Source organism: Pseudomonas sp. FeS53a (assembly GCF_000931385.1).
GTDB classification, from domain to species: Bacteria; Pseudomonadota; Gammaproteobacteria; order Pseudomonadales; family Pseudomonadaceae; genus Metapseudomonas; species Metapseudomonas otitidis.
Map to the genome: position 1 here is coordinate 20,223 of NZ_JYFT01000013.1, position 21,448 is coordinate 41,670.

At 68.5% G+C, this 21,448-nt stretch carries 16 protein-coding genes and 1 pseudogene; 13 read left to right on the forward strand and 4 right to left on the reverse strand.

The features are described from left to right. Window positions 1–16: 16 nt before the first annotated feature. Together SZ55_RS04725 and SZ55_RS04730 are read right to left on the reverse strand one after the other, a co-directional pair. A complete protein-coding gene (locus SZ55_RS04725) occupies window positions 17–2,326 on the reverse strand; it encodes a tetratricopeptide repeat protein (protein ID WP_044402172.1) in 2,310 nt (769 codons plus the stop codon). A 63-nt stretch (window positions 2,327–2,389) separates the two neighbouring features. Beyond that, a complete protein-coding gene (locus SZ55_RS04730; protein ID WP_044402175.1) occupies window positions 2,390–3,325 on the reverse strand; it encodes a LysR substrate-binding domain-containing protein in 936 nt (311 codons plus the stop codon). Between the two features lie 154 nt (window positions 3,326–3,479). Between SZ55_RS04730 and SZ55_RS04735 the strand changes: the two genes are divergently transcribed. The 9 genes and pseudogenes from SZ55_RS04735 to SZ55_RS04775 all read left to right on the forward strand — a co-directional run bounded on the left by SZ55_RS04735 (window position 3,480) and on the right by SZ55_RS04775 (window position 13,648). Further along, window positions 3,480–5,084 (forward strand): 5-guanidino-2-oxopentanoate decarboxylase, encoded by a 1,605-nt coding sequence (locus SZ55_RS04735; protein ID WP_044402178.1) that lies wholly within the window; start codon window positions 3,480–3,482, stop codon window positions 5,082–5,084. Window positions 5,085–5,097: 13 nt separating this feature from the next. Further along, the gene (locus SZ55_RS04740; protein WP_044402181.1) at window positions 5,098–6,675 is read left to right on the forward strand and encodes a peptidase M20; all 1,578 of its coding nucleotides are present in this window, start codon (window positions 5,098–5,100) and stop codon (window positions 6,673–6,675) included. An 83-nt stretch (window positions 6,676–6,758) separates the two neighbouring features. Then, window positions 6,759–7,481, forward strand: a pseudogene (locus SZ55_RS04745) (ABC transporter ATP-binding protein); the annotation flags it as partial. A gap of 38 nt (window positions 7,482–7,519) precedes the next feature. After that, window positions 7,520–8,284, forward strand: coding sequence for a transporter substrate-binding domain-containing protein (locus tag SZ55_RS04750; RefSeq protein WP_044402187.1), 765 nt, complete (start codon window positions 7,520–7,522; stop codon window positions 8,282–8,284). Beyond that, window positions 8,284–8,994 carry an ABC transporter permease gene (locus tag SZ55_RS04755; protein WP_044402328.1) on the forward strand — a complete coding sequence of 237 codons (711 nt, stop codon included), beginning with the start codon at window positions 8,284–8,286 and terminating at the stop codon, window positions 8,992–8,994. The genes SZ55_RS04750 and SZ55_RS04755 overlap by 1 nt, the downstream gene beginning before the upstream one ends. 8 nt (window positions 8,995–9,002) lie before the next feature. Further along, on the forward strand, window positions 9,003–9,692 hold the full coding sequence (locus SZ55_RS04760; RefSeq protein ID WP_044402190.1) for an ABC transporter permease subunit: 690 nt from the start codon (window positions 9,003–9,005) through the stop codon (window positions 9,690–9,692). Window positions 9,693–9,723: 31 nt separating this feature from the next. After that, window positions 9,724–10,905: a pyridoxal phosphate-dependent aminotransferase gene (locus SZ55_RS04765; protein ID WP_044402193.1), complete on the forward strand. Its 1,182-nt coding sequence runs from the start codon at window positions 9,724–9,726 to the stop codon at window positions 10,903–10,905. 84 nt (window positions 10,906–10,989) lie between these two features. Then, a complete protein-coding gene (locus tag SZ55_RS04770) occupies window positions 10,990–12,747 on the forward strand; it encodes an amidohydrolase (protein WP_044402196.1) in 1,758 nt (585 codons plus the stop codon). Continuing rightward, window positions 12,740–13,648, forward strand: a complete 909-nt coding sequence (locus SZ55_RS04775; protein WP_044402199.1) for a CobW family GTP-binding protein — start codon at window positions 12,740–12,742, stop codon at window positions 13,646–13,648. The genes SZ55_RS04770 and SZ55_RS04775 overlap by 8 nt, the downstream gene beginning before the upstream one ends. A gap of 5 nt (window positions 13,649–13,653) precedes the next feature. Here SZ55_RS04775 and SZ55_RS04780 read toward each other — a convergent pair whose 3' ends face one another. Together SZ55_RS04780 and SZ55_RS04785 are read right to left on the reverse strand one after the other, a co-directional pair. After that, the gene (locus SZ55_RS04780) at window positions 13,654–14,712 is read right to left on the reverse strand and encodes a polyamine ABC transporter substrate-binding protein (RefSeq protein ID WP_044402202.1); all 1,059 of its coding nucleotides are present in this window, start codon (window positions 14,710–14,712) and stop codon (window positions 13,654–13,656) included. A 185-nt stretch (window positions 14,713–14,897) separates the two neighbouring features. Beyond that, window positions 14,898–16,277, reverse strand: a complete 1,380-nt coding sequence (locus SZ55_RS04785) for a glutamine synthetase family protein (RefSeq protein ID WP_044402205.1) — start codon at window positions 16,275–16,277, stop codon at window positions 14,898–14,900. Between the two features lie 276 nt (window positions 16,278–16,553). Between SZ55_RS04785 and SZ55_RS04790 the strand changes: the two genes are divergently transcribed. From SZ55_RS04790 to SZ55_RS04805, 4 genes are all read left to right on the forward strand, one after another. Beyond that, window positions 16,554–17,306, forward strand: coding sequence for a gamma-glutamyl-gamma-aminobutyrate hydrolase family protein (locus SZ55_RS04790; protein ID WP_044402208.1), 753 nt, complete (start codon window positions 16,554–16,556; stop codon window positions 17,304–17,306). 42 nt (window positions 17,307–17,348) lie between these two features. Continuing rightward, window positions 17,349–18,707 carry a glutamine synthetase family protein gene (locus tag SZ55_RS04795; protein WP_044402210.1) on the forward strand — a complete coding sequence of 453 codons (1,359 nt, stop codon included), beginning with the start codon at window positions 17,349–17,351 and terminating at the stop codon, window positions 18,705–18,707. 64 nt (window positions 18,708–18,771) lie between these two features. After that, window positions 18,772–20,142, forward strand: coding sequence for an aspartate aminotransferase family protein (locus SZ55_RS04800; RefSeq protein WP_107328487.1), 1,371 nt, complete (start codon window positions 18,772–18,774; stop codon window positions 20,140–20,142). 157 nt (window positions 20,143–20,299) lie between these two features. Then, complete coding sequence (locus SZ55_RS04805) at window positions 20,300–21,400, forward strand: polyamine ABC transporter substrate-binding protein (RefSeq protein WP_044402212.1); 1,101 nt, start codon at window positions 20,300–20,302, stop codon at window positions 21,398–21,400. The last annotated feature ends 48 nt before the right edge of the window (window positions 21,401–21,448 follow it).

The window sequence follows — 21,448 nt, forward strand, 5'->3', positions numbered from 1 at the left end:
GCGAACCGTCGTGGCGTCACTCGCGACGCAGCGCCGGGTCGTCCGGGTTCAGTTGCTCCAGCTCGGCCAGCAGGGCCTGCACCCGCTGGATCTGCCCCGCCTCGCGCCAGTAGGCGATCAGCGCCAGGCGGGCCTCGCGGTGGGCCGGCTGGCTTTCCAGCACCAGCTCCAGGCGCCGGCAGGCCTCCTCCAGCCGGCCGGCATCGTGCAGCAGCGTGGCCAGTGCGTAGCCGTAGCCCGGGTTGCCCGGCTCCAGCCGGACGGCGTGTTCGAGGGCCTGCAGCGCGCCGCTGCGATCACCCCGGCGCAGCAGGGCCAGGCCCCGGGCATGGTGCAGGGCGCCCGCCTCAGGGTGCCGGGCCAGGGCCTGGTCCAGCAGGGCCAGGGCTTCGTCGCCGCGCTGGTTGGCGTCCAGCCACTGGGCCAGGGCGACGGTGCCGGGCAGGTAGTCCGGGTTGCGTGCCAGCAGGGTGCGCAGGCGGCCTTCCACCTGGTCGGCGCGGCCGTCGGCCTGTTGCAGGGCGGCCAGGGCCAACTGCACCTCCGGGCGCTCGGCCTGGCTGCTGAGGGCCGCCTCGTACTCACCGATGGCCTGGCTCCAGGCACGCTGGTAGTTGCCCAGCCCGGTGGTGCGCATGCCCAGCAGGTCGCGGGCGGCGGCGATGCGCACGGCACGCACGCGGTCGCTCAGCAGCGGGCCCAGCAGGTCGCGGCGCTGCTCGGGTGGAAGCAGGGCACTGACGGCGCGGATGGCCGCCTCGCGCACCTGGGGCGCGGCGTGGTTGAGGTCGTTGGCGGCCACTTTCAGTGCCCGCTCGCTGGGGTAGGCCGGCAGCTCCGCCAGCAGGGTGGCGCGGCGGATGGCCGGCAGGTCGGCACGCTCCAACTGCTGGAACAGCGCCCGCGAGGCGCCCGGCTTGCCCTGGCGCACCAGGGCCAGGCTCTCGTCATAACGTGGCGCACCGGCCTGGGTGCGGCCGTACCAGCGCTCGAACTCGCCCACCAGGGTCTCGTTGGGCAGGTTGGCGTGGCAGGCCTGGCAGGCATCCGAGGTGCCCAGCTTCAGGGCGTGGGCCGGGTCCGGCAGGCTGAAGCGGTGGTCGTGGCGCAGGTCGTTGCCCAGCAGCGTGCGTGACGGCATGTGGCAGTCGACGCAGCGCGAGCCGGCCTCGCCGGAGCGGTGGTGGTGGTGTTCGGGGCTGCTGTAGTCCCGCGCCCGCAAACCCCGGTCGTCGATGCCGGCGACGCGGCTGCGGCCCTCGGGGTTGTGGCACTGGGTGCAAAGGCCGTCGCCTTCCACCTTCAGGGTGCCGGCGTGGGGATCGTGGCAGGTGGTGCAGCTCAGGCCGCGCGCGTACATGCGGCTCTGGGTGAAGGCGCCGTATTCGTAGACCTGCTCCTTGAAGTGGCCATTCAGCTCGTACAGCTCGCGGGTCAGGGCGGCGGGCAGGTAGTCGTCCATGAAGCGGTCCTGCACCTGGTAGCCCTCGCCCAGGGGCGTGCGACGGGCGTGGCAGCGCGCGCAGCTTTCCACCTGGAGGCGGCTGCTGGCGCGGCTGAGGTCCAGGCTGAAGCCGGCCTGGGCGTGCAGGCCGCTGAAGCGCGCCCATTCCAGGTGGCGCGAGGCCGGGCCGTGGCAGGCCTGGCAGCCGACGCCGGGGCTCTGCCACTGGCTGGCATAGCGGTCGGTCGCGGCGTCGTAGTGCTTCTGGAAGCCGCTGGTGTGGCAGTCGATGCACTGCAGGTTGGCGTTCTGCCCGGGCTGGGCCCAATGGCTGTCGGCCCTGCTGTCGACGCCCTGGCCCGCCGGCAGGCGGAACCAGGCCTGGCGCTGCACGTCCCAGGCGATGTCCAGGGCCTGGTAGCGTCCGTCCGGGAAGGCCAGGAGGACCTGCTGCAGCGGTTCGACGCCGATCACCCAGGCCACTCGGTAGTCGCCTTGCTGGCCGTCCGCTCCTGCCGTGTTCACCCAGAAGCCGCCGTCGCGCTGGAAGAAGCGCGTGGCGCCGGCGCCATCCTCGAAGCGGGCGTCGTTGAAGTCGCCCTTCACCGTACTGGCGCTGGCCTCCTGCAGGGCGAGCTGGTGGTGGGAGCCCTTCCAGGCACGGGCCTGGGGCGCGTGGCAGGTGGCGCACTGCTGCTCGTCCACCCACTGCGCGGGGCTGTCGTCGAGGCTGGCGCGGGGCGTGCTGGCCGGCGTGTAGGGACGCCCGCCGGCGATCCACAGCCAGCTGCCCAGCCCCAGCAGCACCGCCAGCGACAGCAGCACCGGCAGCACGTAGCTGCGGCGAGGGCGGGTGGAGGGCGTGGGGCTCGGATCAGGCATGCAGACGTCCGCTGTGGCGCATGGGCACGGAAGGCGGCAGCTTCCGTGAAGGCGTTGGGGCTGTCAAACCAGCGCCTGCGGCTCGCCCGGGTGGGGCCGCTCGCGGCGCAGGTCGCCGGTGGTGGCCTGCAGCTGGTGCCGCACCCAGTTGCCGAAGGCGCGCACCGCCGGGCGTTCCGCCTTCAACGGGTCGGCCACCAGGTAGTAGCCCCGGGGCGAATCGATGCTGGTCTCGAAGGGGCGCACCAGCAGGCCCCGGGCCAGGGCATCGCCGCTGAGCAGGTTGTCGCCGATGGCCACGCCCTGGGCGGCGATGCAGGCCGACTGGGCGCAATGGGCATCGGAGAAGACGATGCCGCTGGAGGCGTCCACCTGGGAGGCGCCGGCGGTGGCCAGCCAGACCCGCCAGTCGCTGTGGTCGTTCATGTGCAGCAGGGGGAAGCCCGCCAGCTCGGTTGGGTGCTTGAGCCCGCCGTGGGCATTGATCAGGCGTGGGCTGCACACCGGGAAGAAGCGCAAGGCGACGATCTGCTCCACCCACTGGTCCGGCCAGTCGCCCATGCCGTAGGCGATGAACAGGTCGGCCTGGGGGTTGAGGGTGTCGTCGGGCGTGCGGGGCGAGACCACCTGCAGCTGCACCTGCGGGTATTGGCGCTGGAAGGAGCCGATGTGGTGGCACAGCCAGTAGGTGGCGAAGCCGGGGTTGCAGCTCACGCAGAGCCGCCCGGAGACCTCCTGCTGGTCCAGCCCCAGGGCGGCCTCGCGCAGGCTGGACAGCGCCCGCTGCACTTCCCGGGCGTAGCGCTCGCCCCGGTAAGTGAGGCCGATGCCACGGCCGATGCGCTCGGTGAGGGCGAAGCCGAGGGCCTCTTCCAGGCTGCTGATCTGGTGGCTTATGGCGCTGCGGGTCAGGCTCAGCTCGCGGGCGGCGGCGGAGACGCTGCCCAGCCGGGCGACGGCGTCGAGGGCGCGCAGGGCGGTCATCGAAGGGAAGCGCATGGGCGGCTCCAGAGCGGCGGTAAAGGTCGAATGGTGAGCAGGATCGAACAATAAGGCAAAAACAATTCGATTGTAGTTGCGTGTCGTTCACCAATACTGGAGCCCTTCCTCCGGCGGAAGCCGGGAGCCCATAACCAGAACAAGAGGTGCTCGCATGGCCCGTTGTGCCCAGGCGCTCGTCCAGTTGCTCGAAGGCTACGGTGTCGACACCGTCTTCGGCATTCCCGGCGTGCATACCGTCGAGCTGTATCGCGGCCTGCACGGCAGCCGCCTGCGGCATGTCAGCCCGCGCCACGAGCAGGGGGCCGGCTTCATGGCCGACGGCTATGCCCGTGCCAGCGGCAAGCCGGGGGTGTGCTTCATCATCACCGGCCCGGGCATGACCAACATCCTCACCGCCATGGGCCAGGCCTACGCCGACTCGGTGCCCATGCTGGTGATCTCCACCACCAGCCGCCGCGAGCACCAGGCCCTGGGCCACGGCTACCTCCACGAGCTGCCGGACCAGCGCGCCATGGTCGCCGGCGTCTGCGCCTTCAGCCACACCCTGCAGCGCCCCGACGAACTGCCCGAGGTGCTGGCCCGCGCCTTCGGCCTGTTCCGTTGCGCCCGCCCGCGCCCGGTGCACATCGAGATTCCCCTGGACGTGCTGGAGATGCCCGCCGATGGCCTGGACCTGCGTCCGCGCCCGCTGCCCGAGGCTGCCGCGCCGGCACCGGCCGCCGTGGCCGAGGCGGTCGCCCTGCTGGCCCACGCCCGGTGCCCGTTGATCCTCGCCGGCGGCGGGGCCCGGGATGCCGGCCCTGCCCTGCGTCACCTGGCCGAGCGCCTGCAGGCGCCGGTGGCCCTCACCACCAACGCCCGGGGCCTGCTGGAGCCCGGGCATCCGCTGCTGCTCGACGGGGTGCAGTCCGCTGCCCACGGCCGGGCGCTGTTCGCCGAGGCCGATGCGGTCCTGGCCGTCGGGACCGAGCTGGGCGAGACCGACTACGACTTCTTCGGCCTCGGCCCCTTCCGTGTCGAGGCGCCGCTGATCCGCCTGGACATCGACCCGCTGCAGGTGCTCGGTGCAGCCCGGGCCGACGTCGGCCTGCTGGGCGATGCCCGTCTTGGCCTGGAGGCGCTGCTGGCGGCACTGCCCGCCGGGGCGGGCGACGGTGACTGGGCCCGGGCCGCCGTGGCGCGGGTCAATGCCTGCGAGCGCGACGGCTGGAGCCCCCGGCAACGGGCGATGCAGGCCTTGCTGGACACCCTGCGCGACAGCCTGCCGGCACCGATCCTGGTGGGCGACTCCACCCAGCCGGTCTACCAGGGCGCCCTGGGCTACCGGGCCCCGGCGCCGGCCAGCTGGTTCAACGCCGGCACCGGCTACGGCACCCTCGGCTACGCCCTGCCGGCGGCCATCGGCGCCAAGCTGGCCTGCCCCCGTCGCCCGGTGCTGGCGCTGGTGGGCGATGGCGGCCTGCAGTTCTCCAGCGCCGAGCTGATCGCCGCCCGCGAGGCCGGTGCCGGGGTGATCCTGGTGCTGTGGAACAACCGCTGCTACGGCGAGATCCGCGACAGCATGCTGGCCCGCGAGGTGCCGCCGCTGGGGGTGGACATCCTCGCGCCGGACTTCGCCGCCCTGGCCCGTGCCTGCCATGTCCGCCACCACCGCGTGGCCGGCCTGGAGGCGCTGGGTGCGCTGCTCGGCGAGCTGGATGGGAGCGCCGAGCCGCACCTGGTCGAGCTCGACGCCGCCGACTTCCTGCCTGCCTGAGCCCGGAGCGCCCATGCCTGCCAAAGCCTTTGCCCTCGATTGGGTGGAACGCCATCGCCAGCCGCTGTCCGACTGGCACCAGGTGATCTGGCACTTCGCCGAGCCGGCCTTCCGCGAGTACAAGTCCTGCGCCTGGTACGTCGACCTGCTGCGCCGCGAGGGCTTCACCGTGGAGGAGGCCAGTGGCGGCATGCCCACGGCCTTCTGCGCCACCTTCAGCACCGGCGACGGACCGGTGCTGGCCAGCTACGCCGAGTACGACGCGGTGCCCGGCAACTGCCAGGCCGCCACCACCCGGCCGATGCCCCGCGAGGGTCTGTCGCGCTTCGCCCCGGGCCACACCGACCCGCACTCGGCCCTGGGCATCAGCGCCCTGGGCGGGGTGCTGGCCGCCAAGGCCGCCATGCAGGCGCATGGCCTCAAGGGCACCCTGCGCTTCTTCGGCGAGCCGGCGGAGAAGTTGCGCGCCTCCAAGCCGGTGCACGCGGCCAAGGGGTACTACGACGACCTCGACGCGGCCATCAGCTTCCACCCCACCTACATGCTGCCGCTGAACAACACCACCACCTGGGACACCCACTGCGGCATCGCCTACGCCTTCATCTACAGCTTCACCTGCGAGGCGCCCCAGGACTGGATCGCCGCCGACGCCTACAGCCCGATCCCGCAGAACCACCTGGCGGCCCGCGCGCCGGGCGCCAACGACGCGTTGGTGCACTTCTACACCCTCAACGAGAGCCTGCGTCGCTCCACCCTGCCGTTCACCGGCCTGTGGAGCTTCAACGAGGCCATCCTCACCGCCGGCCAGGCCACCGCCGACAACCTGCCGCCGCACCTGGCGCAGATCCAGTACCTGCTGCGCTGCGATTCCATCGAGCAGGCCGAGACCATCTGCCGGGTGATGGACAACAACGCCGCTGCGGCGGCCCTGGCCACCGGCTGCCAGTGGAAGAAGACCTGGGTGTGCAAGTCCCGTGGCGGACTGCCCAACCACGTGCTGGCCCAGGCCACCTACGACAACCTGGCCGCCGTCGGTGCGCCGCAGTGGGGCGAGTCGGCCATCGCCGTGGCCCGGGAGATCCAGGCCAACCTGGGGCTGGAGCCCATGGAGCGGCCCTTCCTCGCGGCCACCGAGGCCCTCATCGACCCCCGCGAGTGCGAGCGCCAGTTGCGCCTGCAGATGCCGGCCTGGCAGCGCCACCTCACCTCCGACGACTACCCGGAGTACACCTGGCATTGCCCGACGGTGCGCCTGCTGGTGGCGCGGCCAATGCTCGCCGCCGCCGGCACGCCCTACCCGGACTGGGTGGCCAATGCCCTGGGCGGCATCCGCGAGACCATCGACCCGATGATCCAGGTGGCGGCCAAGACCATCGCCGCGACCCTGGTGGACCTGCTCACCCGGCCCGAGCTGCTGGGGGCCGCGCGGGACGAGTTCGTCCGGCGCACCGGGGGCGGCATCGGCGGCGAGCATTGGCAGGCACCGCTGCTGCCGGCCGATTTCGAGGCGCCGCACCGATTCCGCTGGCCGGAGTACATCCGCACCGTGCGGGGCGAAGAGTGGTGGATTCCGGCGCGGGACGACGAATGAACGGGAGCGAAGCGATGAACCAGGCATGTGACGGCGCCACCCCGGTGGTGGCCATCGAGGGGCTGCACAAGAGCTACGGCGACCATGCCGTGCTCAAGGGCATCTCCCTGGAGGCGCGGGAGGGCGACGTGGTGTCGCTGATCGGCGCCAGCGGCTCGGGCAAGAGCACCCTGCTGCGCTGCATCAACCTGCTGGAGATTCCCGATGCCGGCAGCCTGCGCATCAACGGCGAGGCCGTGCTGCTCAAGCGTGACCGCCACGGCCATGGGCGCATCGGCGACCCGCGCCAGGTGGAGCGGCTGCGGGCGCGCCTGGCGATGGTGTTCCAGAACTTCAACCTCTGGCCCCACCGTACGGTGCTGGAGAACGTCATCGAGGCGCCCGTGCACGTGCTCGGCGAGCCCCGCGCGGAGGCCATTGCCCACGCCGAGCAGTTGCTGGAGCGGGTCGGCCTGGCGGACAAGCGCCACGCCTACCCGGCCTTCCTCTCCGGCGGCCAGCAGCAGCGCGTGGCCATCGCCCGGGCGCTGGCCGTGCGGCCCCGGGTGATGCTGTTCGACGAGCCCACCTCGGCGCTGGACCCGGAGCTGGTGGGCGATGTGCTGCGGGTGATCCGCAGCATCGCCGAGGAGGGCCGCACCATGATCCTGGTCACCCACGAGATGGCCTTTGCCCGTGATGTCTCCAGCCAGGTGGTGTTCCTCCACCAGGGCCGCATCGAGGAACAGGGCCCGCCCGAGCAGGTGCTGCTGGACCCGCGCAGCGAGCGCTGCCGGCAGTTCGTGATGGCCCAGGACAACCGCTGAATCCCCTGACAACAACGACCACAACCGAGGGAATCCACATGAAGAAAACCCTTCTCGCCCTGCTCCTGGCCACCGCCAGCCACGCAGCGACGGCCCAGGAGACCATCGTCTTCGGCATCGCCCTGGAGCCCTACCCGCCGTTCTCCTTCAAGAGCGGCAAAGGTGAATGGAGCGGCTTCGAGCCGGAGCTGATCCGTGCGGTGTGCGAACGCCTGCAGGCCCAGTGCCCGCTCAACGAGATGGCCTGGGACGGGCTGATCCCGGCGCTCAAGGCGCAGCAGGTGGACGTGGTGCTGAACTCCCTGTCGATCACCCCCGAGCGGCGCCAGGTGGTGGACTTCAGCGAGCCCTATTTCTTCACCCCGGCGCTGTGGGTCGCCGACCGCAGCCTGGACGTGGCGCCCACGCCAGAGGGGCTCAAGGGCCTGATCATCGGCGTGCAGGGCTCCACCACCCACTCGGCGTACGTCAAGGCTCACTACGGCAAGACCTCCACGGTGCGCTACTACAACGACCAGGACGACCTGCTCGCCGACCTGCGCAGCGGCCGGGTCGACATCCTCCTCGCCGACCAGCTGGCGGTGGAGCCGCTGCTCGACCTGCCGGACAACGCCATGCTCGCCAGCAAGGGCGTGGCGCCCCAGGACCCGCTGCTGGGCGAAGGCGTCGGCGCGGCGGTGCGCAAGGGCAACGATGCCCTGCGCGAGCGCCTCAACCAGACCCTGCAGGCCCTGCGCGACGACGGCACCTACGACGCCATCCGCAGCCGCTACTTCAAGACCGACATCGCGGCGCGGCCATGATGGCGCCCGACTTCTCCCGGCTGCTGTTCGCCGACCGCTGGCTGCAGGCCCTGGCCGAGGGTGCCGTCCGCACCCTGGGCATCTCCCTGGGGGCCTTCGTACTCGGCCTGGTGCTGGGGCTGAGCGTGGCCCTGCTGAAGCTGTGGGGGCCGCGCTGGCTGGTGATCTGGGCCAACTGCTACACCACGCTGTACCGTGCGGTGCCGGAGCTGCTGCTGATCCTGCTGCTGTACTACGCCGGCTCCGACCTGCTCAACCTGCTGATGGCCGCCGCCGGCCAGCCGCCGGTGGAGGTCAACGGCTTCCTCGCCGCCGTCGTGGTGCTGGGCATCGTCCAGGGCGCCTATTCGGCGGAGATCATCCGTGGCGCCATCGAGGCCATCCCGGTGGGCCAGGTGGAGGCGGCGCGGGCCTACGGCATGCGCCCGCTGCTGGTGCTGCGCCGGGTGCTGCTGCCGAGCATGCTGCCCCACGTGGTCGCCGGGCTGTCCAACCTCTGGCTGGTGCTGGTCAAGGACAGCGCGCTGATCAGCGTGGTGGGCTACAGCGAACTGCTGGGCGCGGGTCGCCAGGCGGCGGCCTCGACCAAGCACTACCTGATGTTCTACCTGGTGGTCGCGGCCTTCTACTACGTCATCACCCTGTGTTCCGGGCTGGTCTTCCGCCGTATCGAAGCGCGCTTCGAGCGGTGGATGCCCCGGCTCGCCTAGGAGGCCCCATGGACTTTTCCTGGCTGGACGGTTTCATCGGCGAGCTCTCCCGTGGCGTGCTGCTGACGGTGCAGCTGCTGCTGGTGTCGGCGGTCTTCGGCTTCCTGCTGGCCGTTGCCGTGGCGCTGGCGCGCCTGGCCCGCAACCCGCTGCTGGCCGGCGCGGCGCGGTTCTACACCAGCGTGCTGCGGGGCACGCCGCTGCTGGTGCAGATCTACATCCTCTACTACGGCCTCGGCAGCGTGTTCGCCAGCTTCCCGCTGATCCGCCACAGCCTGCTCTGGCCCTACCTGCGCGAGGGCTTCTGGTACGTGGCCCTGGCCCTGACCCTGAGCGTGGGGGCCTATGTGGGCGAGGTGCTGCGCGGTGGCCTGCGGGCGGTGCCCCGGGGCGAGCTGGAGGCGGCGCGGGCCTACGGCATGCGACCCGGGCAGGTGCTGCGGCGGGTGTGGATGCCACGGGCCCTGCAGATGTTGCGCCCGGCCCTGGCCGGGGAGAGCGTGATGCTGCTCAAGTCCACGGCGCTGGCCTCCACCGTGGCGGTGACCGACCTGCTGGGGGCGGCGAACCTGGTGCGCGCGCAGACGCTGAAGGTGTACGAGCCGTTGCTGGTGGTGGCGGTGGTGTACATCGTCCTCGCCTTCCTCATCGAACAGGGCTTCGCGCGCATCGGCCGCACGCCGCAGCGCCAGGCCTGAACCCATGGACCCGGACCCCAAGGAGCCGTGCATGAAGTATTCATCCCTGGTCGGGCGCATCAGCGGCGAGACCGTCAGCGCCTGGGACATCCACTACGCGGCCTGTGCCGCCCAGGCGCGCGGCGAGGACGCCATCGTGCTGAGCATCGGCGACCCGGACTTCACCACCGCCGAGCCGATCCGCACGGCGGCCGTCGAGGCCCTGGCCCAGGGCGACACCCACTACACCGAAGTGATCGGCCGCGCTGCCCTGCGCGAGGCCATCGCCGCCAAGCAGCGCTGGCTGCTGGACATCCCGGTGGGCGCCGAGCAGGTGGCGGTGGTCGCCGGGGCGCAGAACGGCCTGTTCGCCACGGCTCTGTGCCTGTTCGAGGCCGGCGACGAGGTGCTGGTGCCGGAGCCGATGTACCTGACCTACGCTGCCAGCATCCAGGCCTCCGGCGCCCGCCTGGTGAGCATCCCGCAGCCGGCGGAGGGCGACTTCCGCCTCACCGCCGAAGCCCTGGAGGCGGTGCTCACGCTGCGCACCCGGGGCATCGCCCTGGCGACGCCGAACAACCCCACCGGCAACGTCTACACCGCCGAGGAGCTGCAGGCGGTGGCCGAGGTGGCCCGTCGTCATGACCTCTGGGTGATTTCCGACGAGGTGTACGGGCAGCTCACCTACGAGCGCAGCCACCGCAGCATCGCCAGCCTGGAGGGCATGGCGGCGCGCACGGTGGTGCTCAACAGCCTGTCCAAGACCCATGCGATGACCGGCTGGCGGGTGGGCTGGGTGGTGGCGCCGCCGGCGCTGATCGGCCACCTGGACAACCTGATGCTGTGCATGATCTATGGCCTGCCGGGCTTCATCCAGGCCGCTGCGCTGAAGGCCCTGGAGCTGGACGATGCGGTGGTGGGGGACGCCCGCGAGACCTACCGCCGCCGCCGCGACCTGGTGGTGCGGGGGCTCGCCGATGTGCCGCTGCTGCGCTGCAAGGTGCCGGAAGCGGGCATGTTCATGCTGGTGGACGTCCGCGAGACGGGGCTCTCGGGCATGGACTTCGCCTGGCAGCTGTTCCGCGAGACCGGCGTCTCGGTGCTCGATGCCGAAGCCTTCGGCGCCAGTTGCCGGGGCTTCGTGCGGCTCTCGTTCACCGTCTCCGATGCCGAGCTGGAGGAAGCCTGCCGTCGCATCGCCGGCTTTATCCAGCGCCTGCAACGCTCGCGCTGACCCACCGCAATTCCTGACCGAACCAGGCTCACGGTGCGTTCGCGCGCCGGGCCTGGCCACGCCCGAAAATCACAAGGTGCCGCCATGACTGACGCCGACAATTTCTCCTCGACCCATTCGGCCACGGGCCATTTTGCCGACCTGATCCTCGACAACGGCCGCTTCTACACCCAGGACCCGGCGCAGCCCTGGGCCGAGGCGGTGGCCATCGGCGGGGGGCGCCTGCTGGCCGTGGGCAGCCGTGCCGCCGTGCAGGCGCTGCGTGGCCCGCAGACCCGCGTGCACGACCTCGACGGGGCCTTCTGCATGCCCGGCCTGCACGACATGCACACCCACCCGGACCTGGCCCTGGCGCCGCGCTACAGCGACGACCTCGATGTCGGTATCGAGGACCCGACGCCGGCGCAGCTGGAGGCGGCGATCCGCGCCTATGCCGATGCCCACCCCGGCGAGGGCTGGATCCACGGCCAGTACTGGGTGCGCTACACCTTCCGCGAGGCGGGCCTGGTGCCCGGCCGCGCCTGGCTCGATGCGGTGATGCCGGACCGCCCGGTGGCGCTGCTGGACCGCATGTGGGGCACCATGATGGTCAACTCGAAGGCGCTGCAGCTGGCGGGCATCGACCGCCATACCCCCGACCCGCGCAACGGCTACCTGGAGCGCGACCCGCTGACCGGCGAGCCCACCGGGCTGATGATCGACGGCGCCTACGCGATGATCCACGCCGCCATGCCGCCGACCCCGGTGGCGGTGCTGCGCCGGGCCTACCGTGATGGGGTGCATTTCCAGAGTTCACGCGGGGTCACGGCGAGCAAGTACGTGCACGTCTGCGAACACCGCCTGCAGGCGCTGAAGGCGCTGGACGACGCCGGCGAGCTGACGGTGCGCATCGAGGCGGCGATCAGCTGGCAGGACGACATCTTCCCGGTGCGTCGGCGCTGGGAGCTGCTGGCCGGTGAGCGCCACTACTACCGCAGCGCCCGCCTGAGCGCCAACGCGGTGAAGTTCCACTTCGACGGCACGGTGGAGCCGCGCTCCTCCTTCCTGCTGACGCCCTGGCCGAACGAGTCGGACTGGCGCGGCAAGCTCAACCTCACCCCGGAACACATCACCGACATGCTGGTGGACATGGACCGCCGGGGCATCCGCGTGATCGCCCACTGCACCGGCGATGGCGCGTCCGACGTGTTCCTCGATGCGGTGGCGGAGGCGCGGCGGCGCAACGGCTTCAGCGGGGTGCGCCACCAGTGCGCCCACAGCACGCTGCTGCACCCGGGCAACCTGGCGCGCTTCCAGGCGCTGCAGGTGATCGCCGAGTTCTCCCCGGCGGCCTGGTACCCGACGCCCTTCGCCAGTGGCGCGCGTTCGGGCTATGGCCAGGAGCGGCTGAAGCGCATCTACGACTTCAAGGGCGTGCTGGAGGCCGGCGGCACGGCGGTGTTCGGCACCGACTGGCCGGTGGCGTCCATCGATCCCTGGCTGGCGCTGGAAACGATGGTGACCCGGCAGAACCCCTGGAACGACGACCCGGCCTGCTTCGGCGAGCCCATCAGCCTGCCCCAGGCGCTGCGGGTGGCCACCCTGAACGGGGCGCTCGCCATGGGGCTGGAGGCCAGCACCGGCAGCCTGGAAGTGGGCAAGGCAGCGGACCTGATCGTGCTCGACCGCGACCTGTTCGCCCAGCCGGCGCGCAACTACATCCACCGTACCCAGGTGCTGCTGACCTTCGTCGAGGGGCAACTGGTGTACGACCGGGACGAGGCGCTGGCGGGCCTTGGTCTGCAGGCGGTGTGGCGCGGCGAGCCGCCGGTGATCGAGTCGGGGGTACGCCAGGATGGCTGAGCGCATCGCGGTCACGGTGGTGGCGGGCTTTCTCGGCGCTGGCAAGACCACGCTGCTCAACCGCATGGTGCGGCAGGCCGGGGACAGCCGGCTGGCGGTGATCGTCAACGATTTCGGTGCGCTGAACATCGATGCGGCGCTGGTGGCCGAGGTGACCGATGCGGTGTACAGCCTGCAGAACGGCTGCATCTGCTGCACGGTGCAGGAGGACCTGCTGGCGCAGCTGGCCAGCCTGGCGCAGCTCTCGCCGCGCCTGGAGCGCATCGTCATCGAGTGCAGCGGTGTTTCCGACCCGCAGCGCATCGTGCAGACCCTGGGTTATCCACAGTTGCGTGACCTGCTGCGGCTGGACCTGGTGATCACCCTGGTGGACGCCACGCGGCATCTGGCGCTGGAGGGCGACTACGCACGCCTGGCCCGCGCCCAGGTGGCGGCGGCCGACGTGCTGCTGCTGAACAAGGCGGACCTGGTGGGCGAGGCCACGCTGGCCGCCGTGCGGCAGGCCCTGCCGGGGCGGGCGCTGGTGCATGTCGGGGTGCAGGCCGACCTGCCGGAGGCGCTGTGGCTGGAGCCGGTGCAGCGGGCGCCGGGGTTGGTACCGGTGGCGGGCGTGGCCCACGCCGGGCTGTTCGAGAGCTGGCTGTGGCGCAGCGGTGAGCGCTTCGACGGTGCGCGCCTGCAGGCCTGGCTGGGGCAGGTGCCGGCGGAGGTGTTCCGCATCAAGGGCTGCATACGGCTGGCCGGGCGGGAGGAGAGCCTCTGGCTGCAGCAGGTGGGCGGACGTAGCCAGTTCGAGGCGATGCGGGAGCGGGCGGAGGGTTCACAGCTGGTGTTCATCGCCCGGCAGGGGTTTGCCGGGCGTGAAGCCCTGGAGCGCGGTCTGCGCGACTGCCTGGGCTGAATGGCTCAGCGGCCGTCGCGGAAGGCGGTCCAGATCTCGTCGCGGGTGGCGCCGAGCTTCTCGGGCAGGGGTTCCAGGGCGAACAGGCGGCGCTTGGTCTCCTTGTCCGGGTAGAGGCCGGGCTGGTCTCGCAGGCTGGGTTCGAGGAACTGGCGCGAGTCGACGTTGCCGTTGGGGTAGAGCGTTTCGCTGGTGATCCGGGCGGCGACCTCGGGCTGCATCAGGAAGTCGATGAAGCGGTGGGCCAGGTCGGCGCGGTTGGCGCTCTTGGGGATGACCAGGTTGTCGATGAACAGCACCGAGCCTTCGTCGGGTACCACGAAGCGCACCGGCTGGCCGGCGGCTGCGGCGTTCAGGGCGTCGCCGACCCAGGCCATGGCGACGCACAGGTGGCCCTTGTTGAGGTCCTCGATATAGCGCTCGCTGTCGATGTAGCGCAGGTTCGGGCGCAGGCCTGCCAGGACTTCGGCCGAGCGCTTGAGCCGGCTGGGCGCGGTGCGGGCGAGGCTGCGGCCCTGGTAGGTCATGAGTACGGAGAGGGCTTCGTCCGGGGCGTCCAGCACGCTCATGCCGCAGCTGGAGAGGCGCTTGCTCTGCGCGGGGTCGAAGAGCACGGCCCAGCTGTTGGGCAGCGGGCCGCCGAAGGCTTTCTCGGCCTGCGGGCCGTTCACGGCGAGGCCGACGGCGCCCCAGAGGTAGGGCACGGCGTAGCGGTTGTCGGGGTCGACGCCGGCGAGCTTGCTCATCAGCTGCGGGTCGAGGTGCTTGCGGTTGGGCAGGCGGGCGAGGTCCAGCGGCTGCAGCTTGCCGGCGCGGATCAGCTCGGGAAGGTTGTTGTGGGAGGGCACCACCACGTCGGCCGCTTCGCCGCTGTCGATGACCTTGAGCAGCTCTTCGGCGCTGGTGTAGGTGCGGTAGTCGACGCGGATGCCGGTCTGCTGCTCGAAGTCCTTGAGGACCTGGGGCGCGATGTAGTCATTCCAGTTGTAGACGCGGATGCTCTCGTCGGCGGCGGCAAGGGTCGGCAGCAACGCGAGCAGCAATGGGGCGAGGAAGCGGGGCATGGAGTCCTCCCTGGTGGATGGCGCAGCATTGTGCGGCGGCATGAGGTTCAGCAGGTTGATTCACATCAGCGCCTGGGCCTCTCTAGCTCGGGCCTTTGCGCATTTTCCACTGCCCATTCCGCACGCGGGGAGGCGGATTGCAGGCAAAAAAACGCCGGCCCTGGGGCCGGCGTTTCTGGACTCGATTACACGGTATGCAGGTACCAGTTGTATTCGAGGTCGGAGATGGAGTGCTCGAACTCCTCCAGCTCGCTTTCCTTGCACGCGACGAAGATGTCGATGTAGTCCGGGCTGATGTACTTGGCCAGGATTTCACTGTCATCCAGTTCGCGCAGGGCATCGCGCAGGTTGTTCGGCAGGCTCTGCTCCAGCTGCTCGTACGAGTTGCCCTCGATGGGCGCACCGGGCTCGATCTTGTTGGTCAGGCCGTGGTGGATGCCGGACAGGATGGCCGCCATCATCAGGTACGGGTTGGCGTCGGCACCGGCTACGCGGTGTTCGATGCGCACTGCGTCGGAACTGCCGGTGGGCACGCGAACGGCCACGGTGCGGTTGTCCAGGCCCCAGCTCGGCGCGTTCGGCACGTAGAACTGTGCGCCGAAGCGGCGGTAGGAGTTGACGTTGGGGCAGAGGAAGGCCATCGAGGCGGCCATGGTCTCGAGCACACCGCCGACCGCATGACGAAGGGCGGCGTTCTGCTCGGGATCATCGGCAGCGAAGATGTTCTTGCCGGTCTTCTTGTCGATCAGGGAGATGTGCACGTGCAGACCGTTGCCCGCCTGGCCCGGGTAGGGCTTGGCCATGAAGGTGCTGTCCATCTCATGGTCGTAGGCGATGTTCTTGATCAACCGCTTGAGCAGGACCGCGTAGTCGCACGCCTTGAGAGCGTCGTTCACGTGGTGCAGGTTGACTTCGAACTGGGCAGGGGCGCTTTCCTTGACGATGGCGTCGGCCGGGATGTCCTGGACCTTGGCACCTTCGAGGATGTCCTGCAGGCAATCGGCGTACTCGTCGAGGTCGTCGATCAGGTAGACCTGGGTGGACTGCGGGCGCTTGCCGGAGATCGGGGAGCGCGGCGGCTGCGGACGGCCGTTCACGTTCTCCTGGTCGATCAGGTAGAACTCCAGCTCGAACGCGGCGCAGATGGTCAGGCCCAGCTCGTCGAACTTCTCCACGACCTGGCGCAGGACTTCACGCGGGTCGGCGAAGAACGGCTCACCTTCGATTTCGTGCATGGTCATCAGCAGTTGCGCGGTGGGGCGCTTCTGCCAGGGCTCGTCGCACAGGGTGCCGGGGATCGGGTAGCAGATACGGTCCGCATCGCCGATGTCCAGGCCGAGGCCGGTGCTTTCGACGGTAGAGCCGTTGATGTCGAGGGCAAATAAGGAGGCGGGGAGGTTGATACCTTTTTCGTAGACCTTGTGGAGACTGGCGCGTTCGATTCGCTTGCCTCGAACCACACCATTCATATCTGCGATCAGGAGATCGACGAACTGGACCTCAGGATGTTCCTTAAGGAACTCGTTCGCTTCTTGAAGCTGAACGGCACGCGGGGGTACCGACATGATGCAACACCTTTCTTGTTAAAAATATCAATCACGTATTGACTAGGGGTTGAGTCAATCGAAAAGCCCCCTGGATGTCAATAGCGCCCTATTTTGCCCTAAAGCGGGGCTCGATGGCCAATTTTGGGGCGTTTCAGGGCATCTTGGCCCTGCTCGGAGCCATGCCCGGCGCGGCGTCCAGTGGGGTGTGTTCAATTTTTTACAGCCCTATTGTGTAAAAAAATGAACAACGCTAAGCTCGGCCGAAACCCATAACAGCAATAAAACGGGTGCCCCATGTCTCGCCTGCCGTTGATCGGCGTAACCGCTTGCACCAAGCAGATCGGTCCACATCCCTACCATGTTGCAGGTGACAAATATCTTCGGGCGGTAGCCCTTGGGGCTGGCGGTATTCCCCTCATCATTCCGGCGCTGGGCGATATTCTGGACATCGATGCCCTGCTGGAGAGTCTAGACGGACTCCTGTTCACCGGTTCGCCTTCCAACGTAGAACCTCATCTTTATTCCGGCCCGGCCAGCGCGCCCGGCACCCTCCACGACCCTGATCGCGATGCCATCACCCTGCCCCTGCTGCGTGCTGCAGTGGAGCGTGGCGTGCCGGTGCTGGGCATCTGCCGGGGCTTCCAGGAAATGAACGTGGCCTTCGGCGGCTCGTTGCACCAGAAGGTGCATGAGGTCGAGGGCTTCATGGACCACCGCGAGCCTGAAGACCAGCCGCTGGAGGTCCAGTACGCACCGCGCCACCCGGTTTCCGTGCAACCGGGTGGCGTGCTCGCCGGCCTCGGTGTGCCGGGCGAGTTTCTCGTCAATTCCATCCACGGCCAGGGCGTTGAACGTCTGGCGCCCGGCCTTCGAGTTGAAGCGCTGGCGCCCGACGGGTTGGTCGAATCCGTATCGGTCGAAGGCGCCAGGTCCTTCGCACTCGGCGTACAGTGGCACCCCGAGTGGCAGGTTCGCTCCAACCCCGTATATCTCGCCATCTTCCAGGCCTTTGGTGAGGCTTGCAGGGAGAGGGCGGGGCAACGCTGAGCCCGGCTATTCCAGTCGAGGCTCTCAAACCCTGAGGTCTTTATGACTACCAAGCTCGACCAGCTCACCAGCTGGCTGAAAGAACGCAAAATCACCGAAGTTGAATGCTTGATCAGCGACCTTACCGGCATTGCGCGCGGCAAGATCTCGCCGACCAACAAGTTCCTCGACGAGAAGGGCATGCGCCTCCCCGAGAGTGTGCTGCTGCAGACCGTCACCGGCGACTATGTCGAGGACGACATCTATTACGACCTGCTCGACCCGGCGGATATCGACATGTTCTGCCGCCCGGACGAGAAGGCCGTCTACCTGGTGCCCTGGGCCATCGAGCCCACCGCCATGGTCATCCACGACACCTTCGACAAGCAGGGCAACCCCATCGAGCTGTCGCCCCGCAACCTGCTGAAGAAGGTGCTCAAGCTCTACGCTGACAAGGGCTGGAAGCCGATCGTCGCGCCGGAGATGGAGTTCTACCTGACCAAGCGCTGCGACGACCCGGACTTCCCGCTGCAGGCCCCGCTGGGCCGCTCCGGCCGTCCTGAAACCGGCCGCCAGTCCTTCTCCATCGATGCCGCGAACGAGTTCGACCCGCTGTTCGAGGACATGTACGACTGGTGCGAGACGCAGGACCTGGACCTGGACACCCTCATCCATGAGGAAGGCCCGGCGCAGATGGAGATCAACTTCCGTCACGGCGATGCCCTGGACCTGGCCGACCAGATCCTGGTGTTCAAGCGCACCATGCGCGAGGCCGCTCTCAAGCACAACGTGGCCGCCACCTTCATGGCCAAGCCGATCACCGACGAGCCGGGCAGCGCCATGCACCTGCACCAGAGCGTGATCGACATCAAGACGGGCAAGAACGTCTTCTCCAACGATGACGGTTCGATGAGCGACCTGTTCCTCCAGCACATCGGGGGCTTGCAGAAGTACATCCCCGAATTACTGCCGCTGTTCGCCCCGAACGTGAACTCCTTCCGCCGTTTCCTGCCCGATACCTCGGCGCCGGTGAACGTGGAGTGGGGCGAGGAGAACCGCACCGTCGGCCTGCGCGTGCCGGATGCCAACCCGCAGAACCGCCGCGTGGAGAACCGCCTGGCCGGTGCCGACGCCAACCCCTACCTGGCCATCGCGGCCAGCCTGCTGTGCGGGTACATGGGGATGGTGGAAGGCGTGAAGCCGAGTGCGCCGGTGAAGGGCCGTGGCTACGAGCGCCGCAACCTGCGCCTGCCGCTGACCATCGAGGCAGCACTGGAACGGATGGAATCCTGCCGGGAGATCGAGAAGTACCTGGGCAGCAAGTTCATCAAGGCCTACGTGGCCGTGAAACGTGCCGAGCACGAAAACTTCAAACGGGTGATCAGCTCCTGGGAACGTGAGTTCCTGCTGCTCTCCGTCTGATCAGGAACCGGCACGCCGGCCGTGAAGGCCGGCGTCGCCGAAGAGTGTTTAACGAGGTATGGAAATGAACAGCCAAGTGACCAATCCAAGGACCCTTGAGTGGCAGGCCCTCAGCCGTGACCACCACCTGCCGCCCTTCACCGACTACAAGGCGCTGAATGCCAAGGGTGCACGCATCATCACCAAGGCCGAAGGTGTCTACGTCTGGGACAGTGAAGGCAACAAGATCCTGGACGGCATGGCCGGCCTGTGGTGCGTGAACGTCGGCTATGGTCGCGAGGAGCTGGTGCAGGCCGCGGCCAACCAGATGCGCGAACTGCCCTTCTACAACCTGTTCTTCCAGACCGCCCACCCGCCGGCCATCGAACTGGCCAAGGCCATTTCCGAGCTGGCGCCGGACGGCATGAACCACGTGTTCTTCACCGGCTCCGGCTCCGAGGCCAACGACACCGTGCTGCGCATGGTCCGCCACTACTGGGCGACCAAGGGCCAGCCGAAGAAGAAAGTGGTGATCGGCCGCTGGAACGGCTACCACGGCTCCACCGTCGCCGGCGTCAGCCTCGGCGGCATGAAGGCCCTGCATGGCCAGGGCGACCTGCCGATCCCCGGCATCGTGCACATTCCCCAGCCCTACTGGTACGGCGAGGGCGGCGACATGGCCCCGGCCGAGTTCGGCGTCTGGGCGGCCGAGCAACTGGAGAAGAAGATTCTCGAAGTCGGCGAGGAGAACGTCGCCGCCTTCATCGCCGAGCCCATCCAGGGCGCCGGTGGCGTCATCGTCCCGCCGGAAACCTACTGGCCGAAGATCCGCGAGATCCTCGCCAAGTACGACATCCTGTTCATCGCCGACGAAGTGATCTGCGGCTTCGGCCGTACCGGCGAATGGTTCGGCAGCCAGTACTACGGCAACGCCCCGGACCTGATGCCGATCGCCAAGGGCCTGACCTCCGGCTACATCCCCATGGGCGGCGTCATCGTCCGTGACGAGATCGTCGAGGTCCTCAACCAGGGTGGCGAGTTCTACCACGGCTTCACCTACTCCGGTCACCCGGTGGCGGCCGCCGTGGCCCTGGAGAACATCCGCATCCTGCGTGACGAGAAGATCGTCGAGAAGGTGAAGGCGGAAACGGCACCATATTTGCAGCAACGCTGGCAGGAGCTGGCTGACCATCCCCTGGTCGGTGAAGCGCGTGGAGTGGGCATGGTTGGCGCACTCGAGCTGGTCAAGAACAAGAAGACCCGCGAGCGCTTCAACGACCTGGGCGTGGGCATGCAGTGCCGCGAGCACTGCTTCCGCAATGGCCTGATCATGCGGGCGGTGGGCGATACGATGATCATTTCGCCCCCCCTGGTGATCACCAAGGACGAGATCGACGAACTGGTGACCAAGGCTCGCAAGTGCCTTGACCTCACCGCGAGTGCAGTTCTGGGTTGAGCAAATGGGCGAGTTTGCAAACAATCGCTACCGCGAGCTGTTGTAAGCACCGCCCCCCACCCTAGACTGTGCCAGTGCGTTGGCCAGGCTCACCGGGCGGTGGCGTATTCGGTTACGACGCCGCTCGGACACTTAAACAACAAACGGAGCTACCCGCATGTTCAAAACCTTCGGCAAGACCCTGCTCGCCGTGACGCTGGCTGGCGCTGTGGCCGGCGTGGCCCAGGCAGAAGAAAAGGTGTTGCACGTCTACAACTGGTCTGACTACATCGCCCCGGACACCGTGGAGAAGTTCACCAAGGAAACCGGGATCAAGGTGGTCTACGACGTTTTCGACTCCAACGAGACCCTCGAAGCCAAGCTCCTGGCCGGCAAGTCCGGTTATGACATCGTGGTGCCCTCCAACAACTTCCTGGCCAAGCAGATCAAGGCCAAGGTCTACCAGCCGCTGGACAAGTCCAAGCTGCCGAACTGGAAGAACCTGGACCCGAACCTGCTGAAGACCGTCGAAGTGTCCGACCCGGGCAACCAGTACGCCTTCCCCTACATGTGGGGCTCCATCGGCATCGGCTACAACCCGGAGAAGGTCAAGGCCGTCCTGGGTGACAATGCCCCGGTGAACTCCTGGGACCTGCTGTTCAAGCCCGAGAACATCGAGAAGCTGAAGTCCTGCGGCGTCTCCTTCCTCGACTCGCCCACCGAGATCCTCCCCATCGCCCTGCACTACCTGGGCTACAAGCCCACCAGCCAGGACCCGAAACAGCTGAAGGAAGCCGAGGCCCTGTTCCTCAAGATCCGTCCCTACATCACCTACTTCCACTCCTCCAAGTACATCTCCGACCTGGCCAACGGCAACCTGTGCGTGGCAGTCGGCTACTCGGGTGACGTGTACCAGGCCAAGTCCCGCGCCGAAGAGGCCAAGGGTGGCGTGAAGGTCGCCTACAACATTCCGAAGGAAGGCGCCGGCACCTTCTTCGACATGGTCGCCATCCCCGCCGATGCCGCCAACCCCGACGCCGCATACGCCTTCATGAACTTCATCATGAAGCCGGAGATCATGGCCGAGATCACCAACGTCGTTCAGTTCCCGAACGGCAACGCCGCCGCGACCCCGCTGGTGGATGAGGCGATCCGTACCGACCCGGGCATCTACCCGAGCCAGGAAACCATGGCCAAGCTCTACGCCTTCCCGGACCTGCCGGCCAAGGTGCAGCGCGTGATGACCCGTACCTGGACCACCATCAAGTCGGGCAAGTAAGCCGTCGTACCCCGTCCCCTGGTTGAACCGGGGGACGGTCATCCCCGA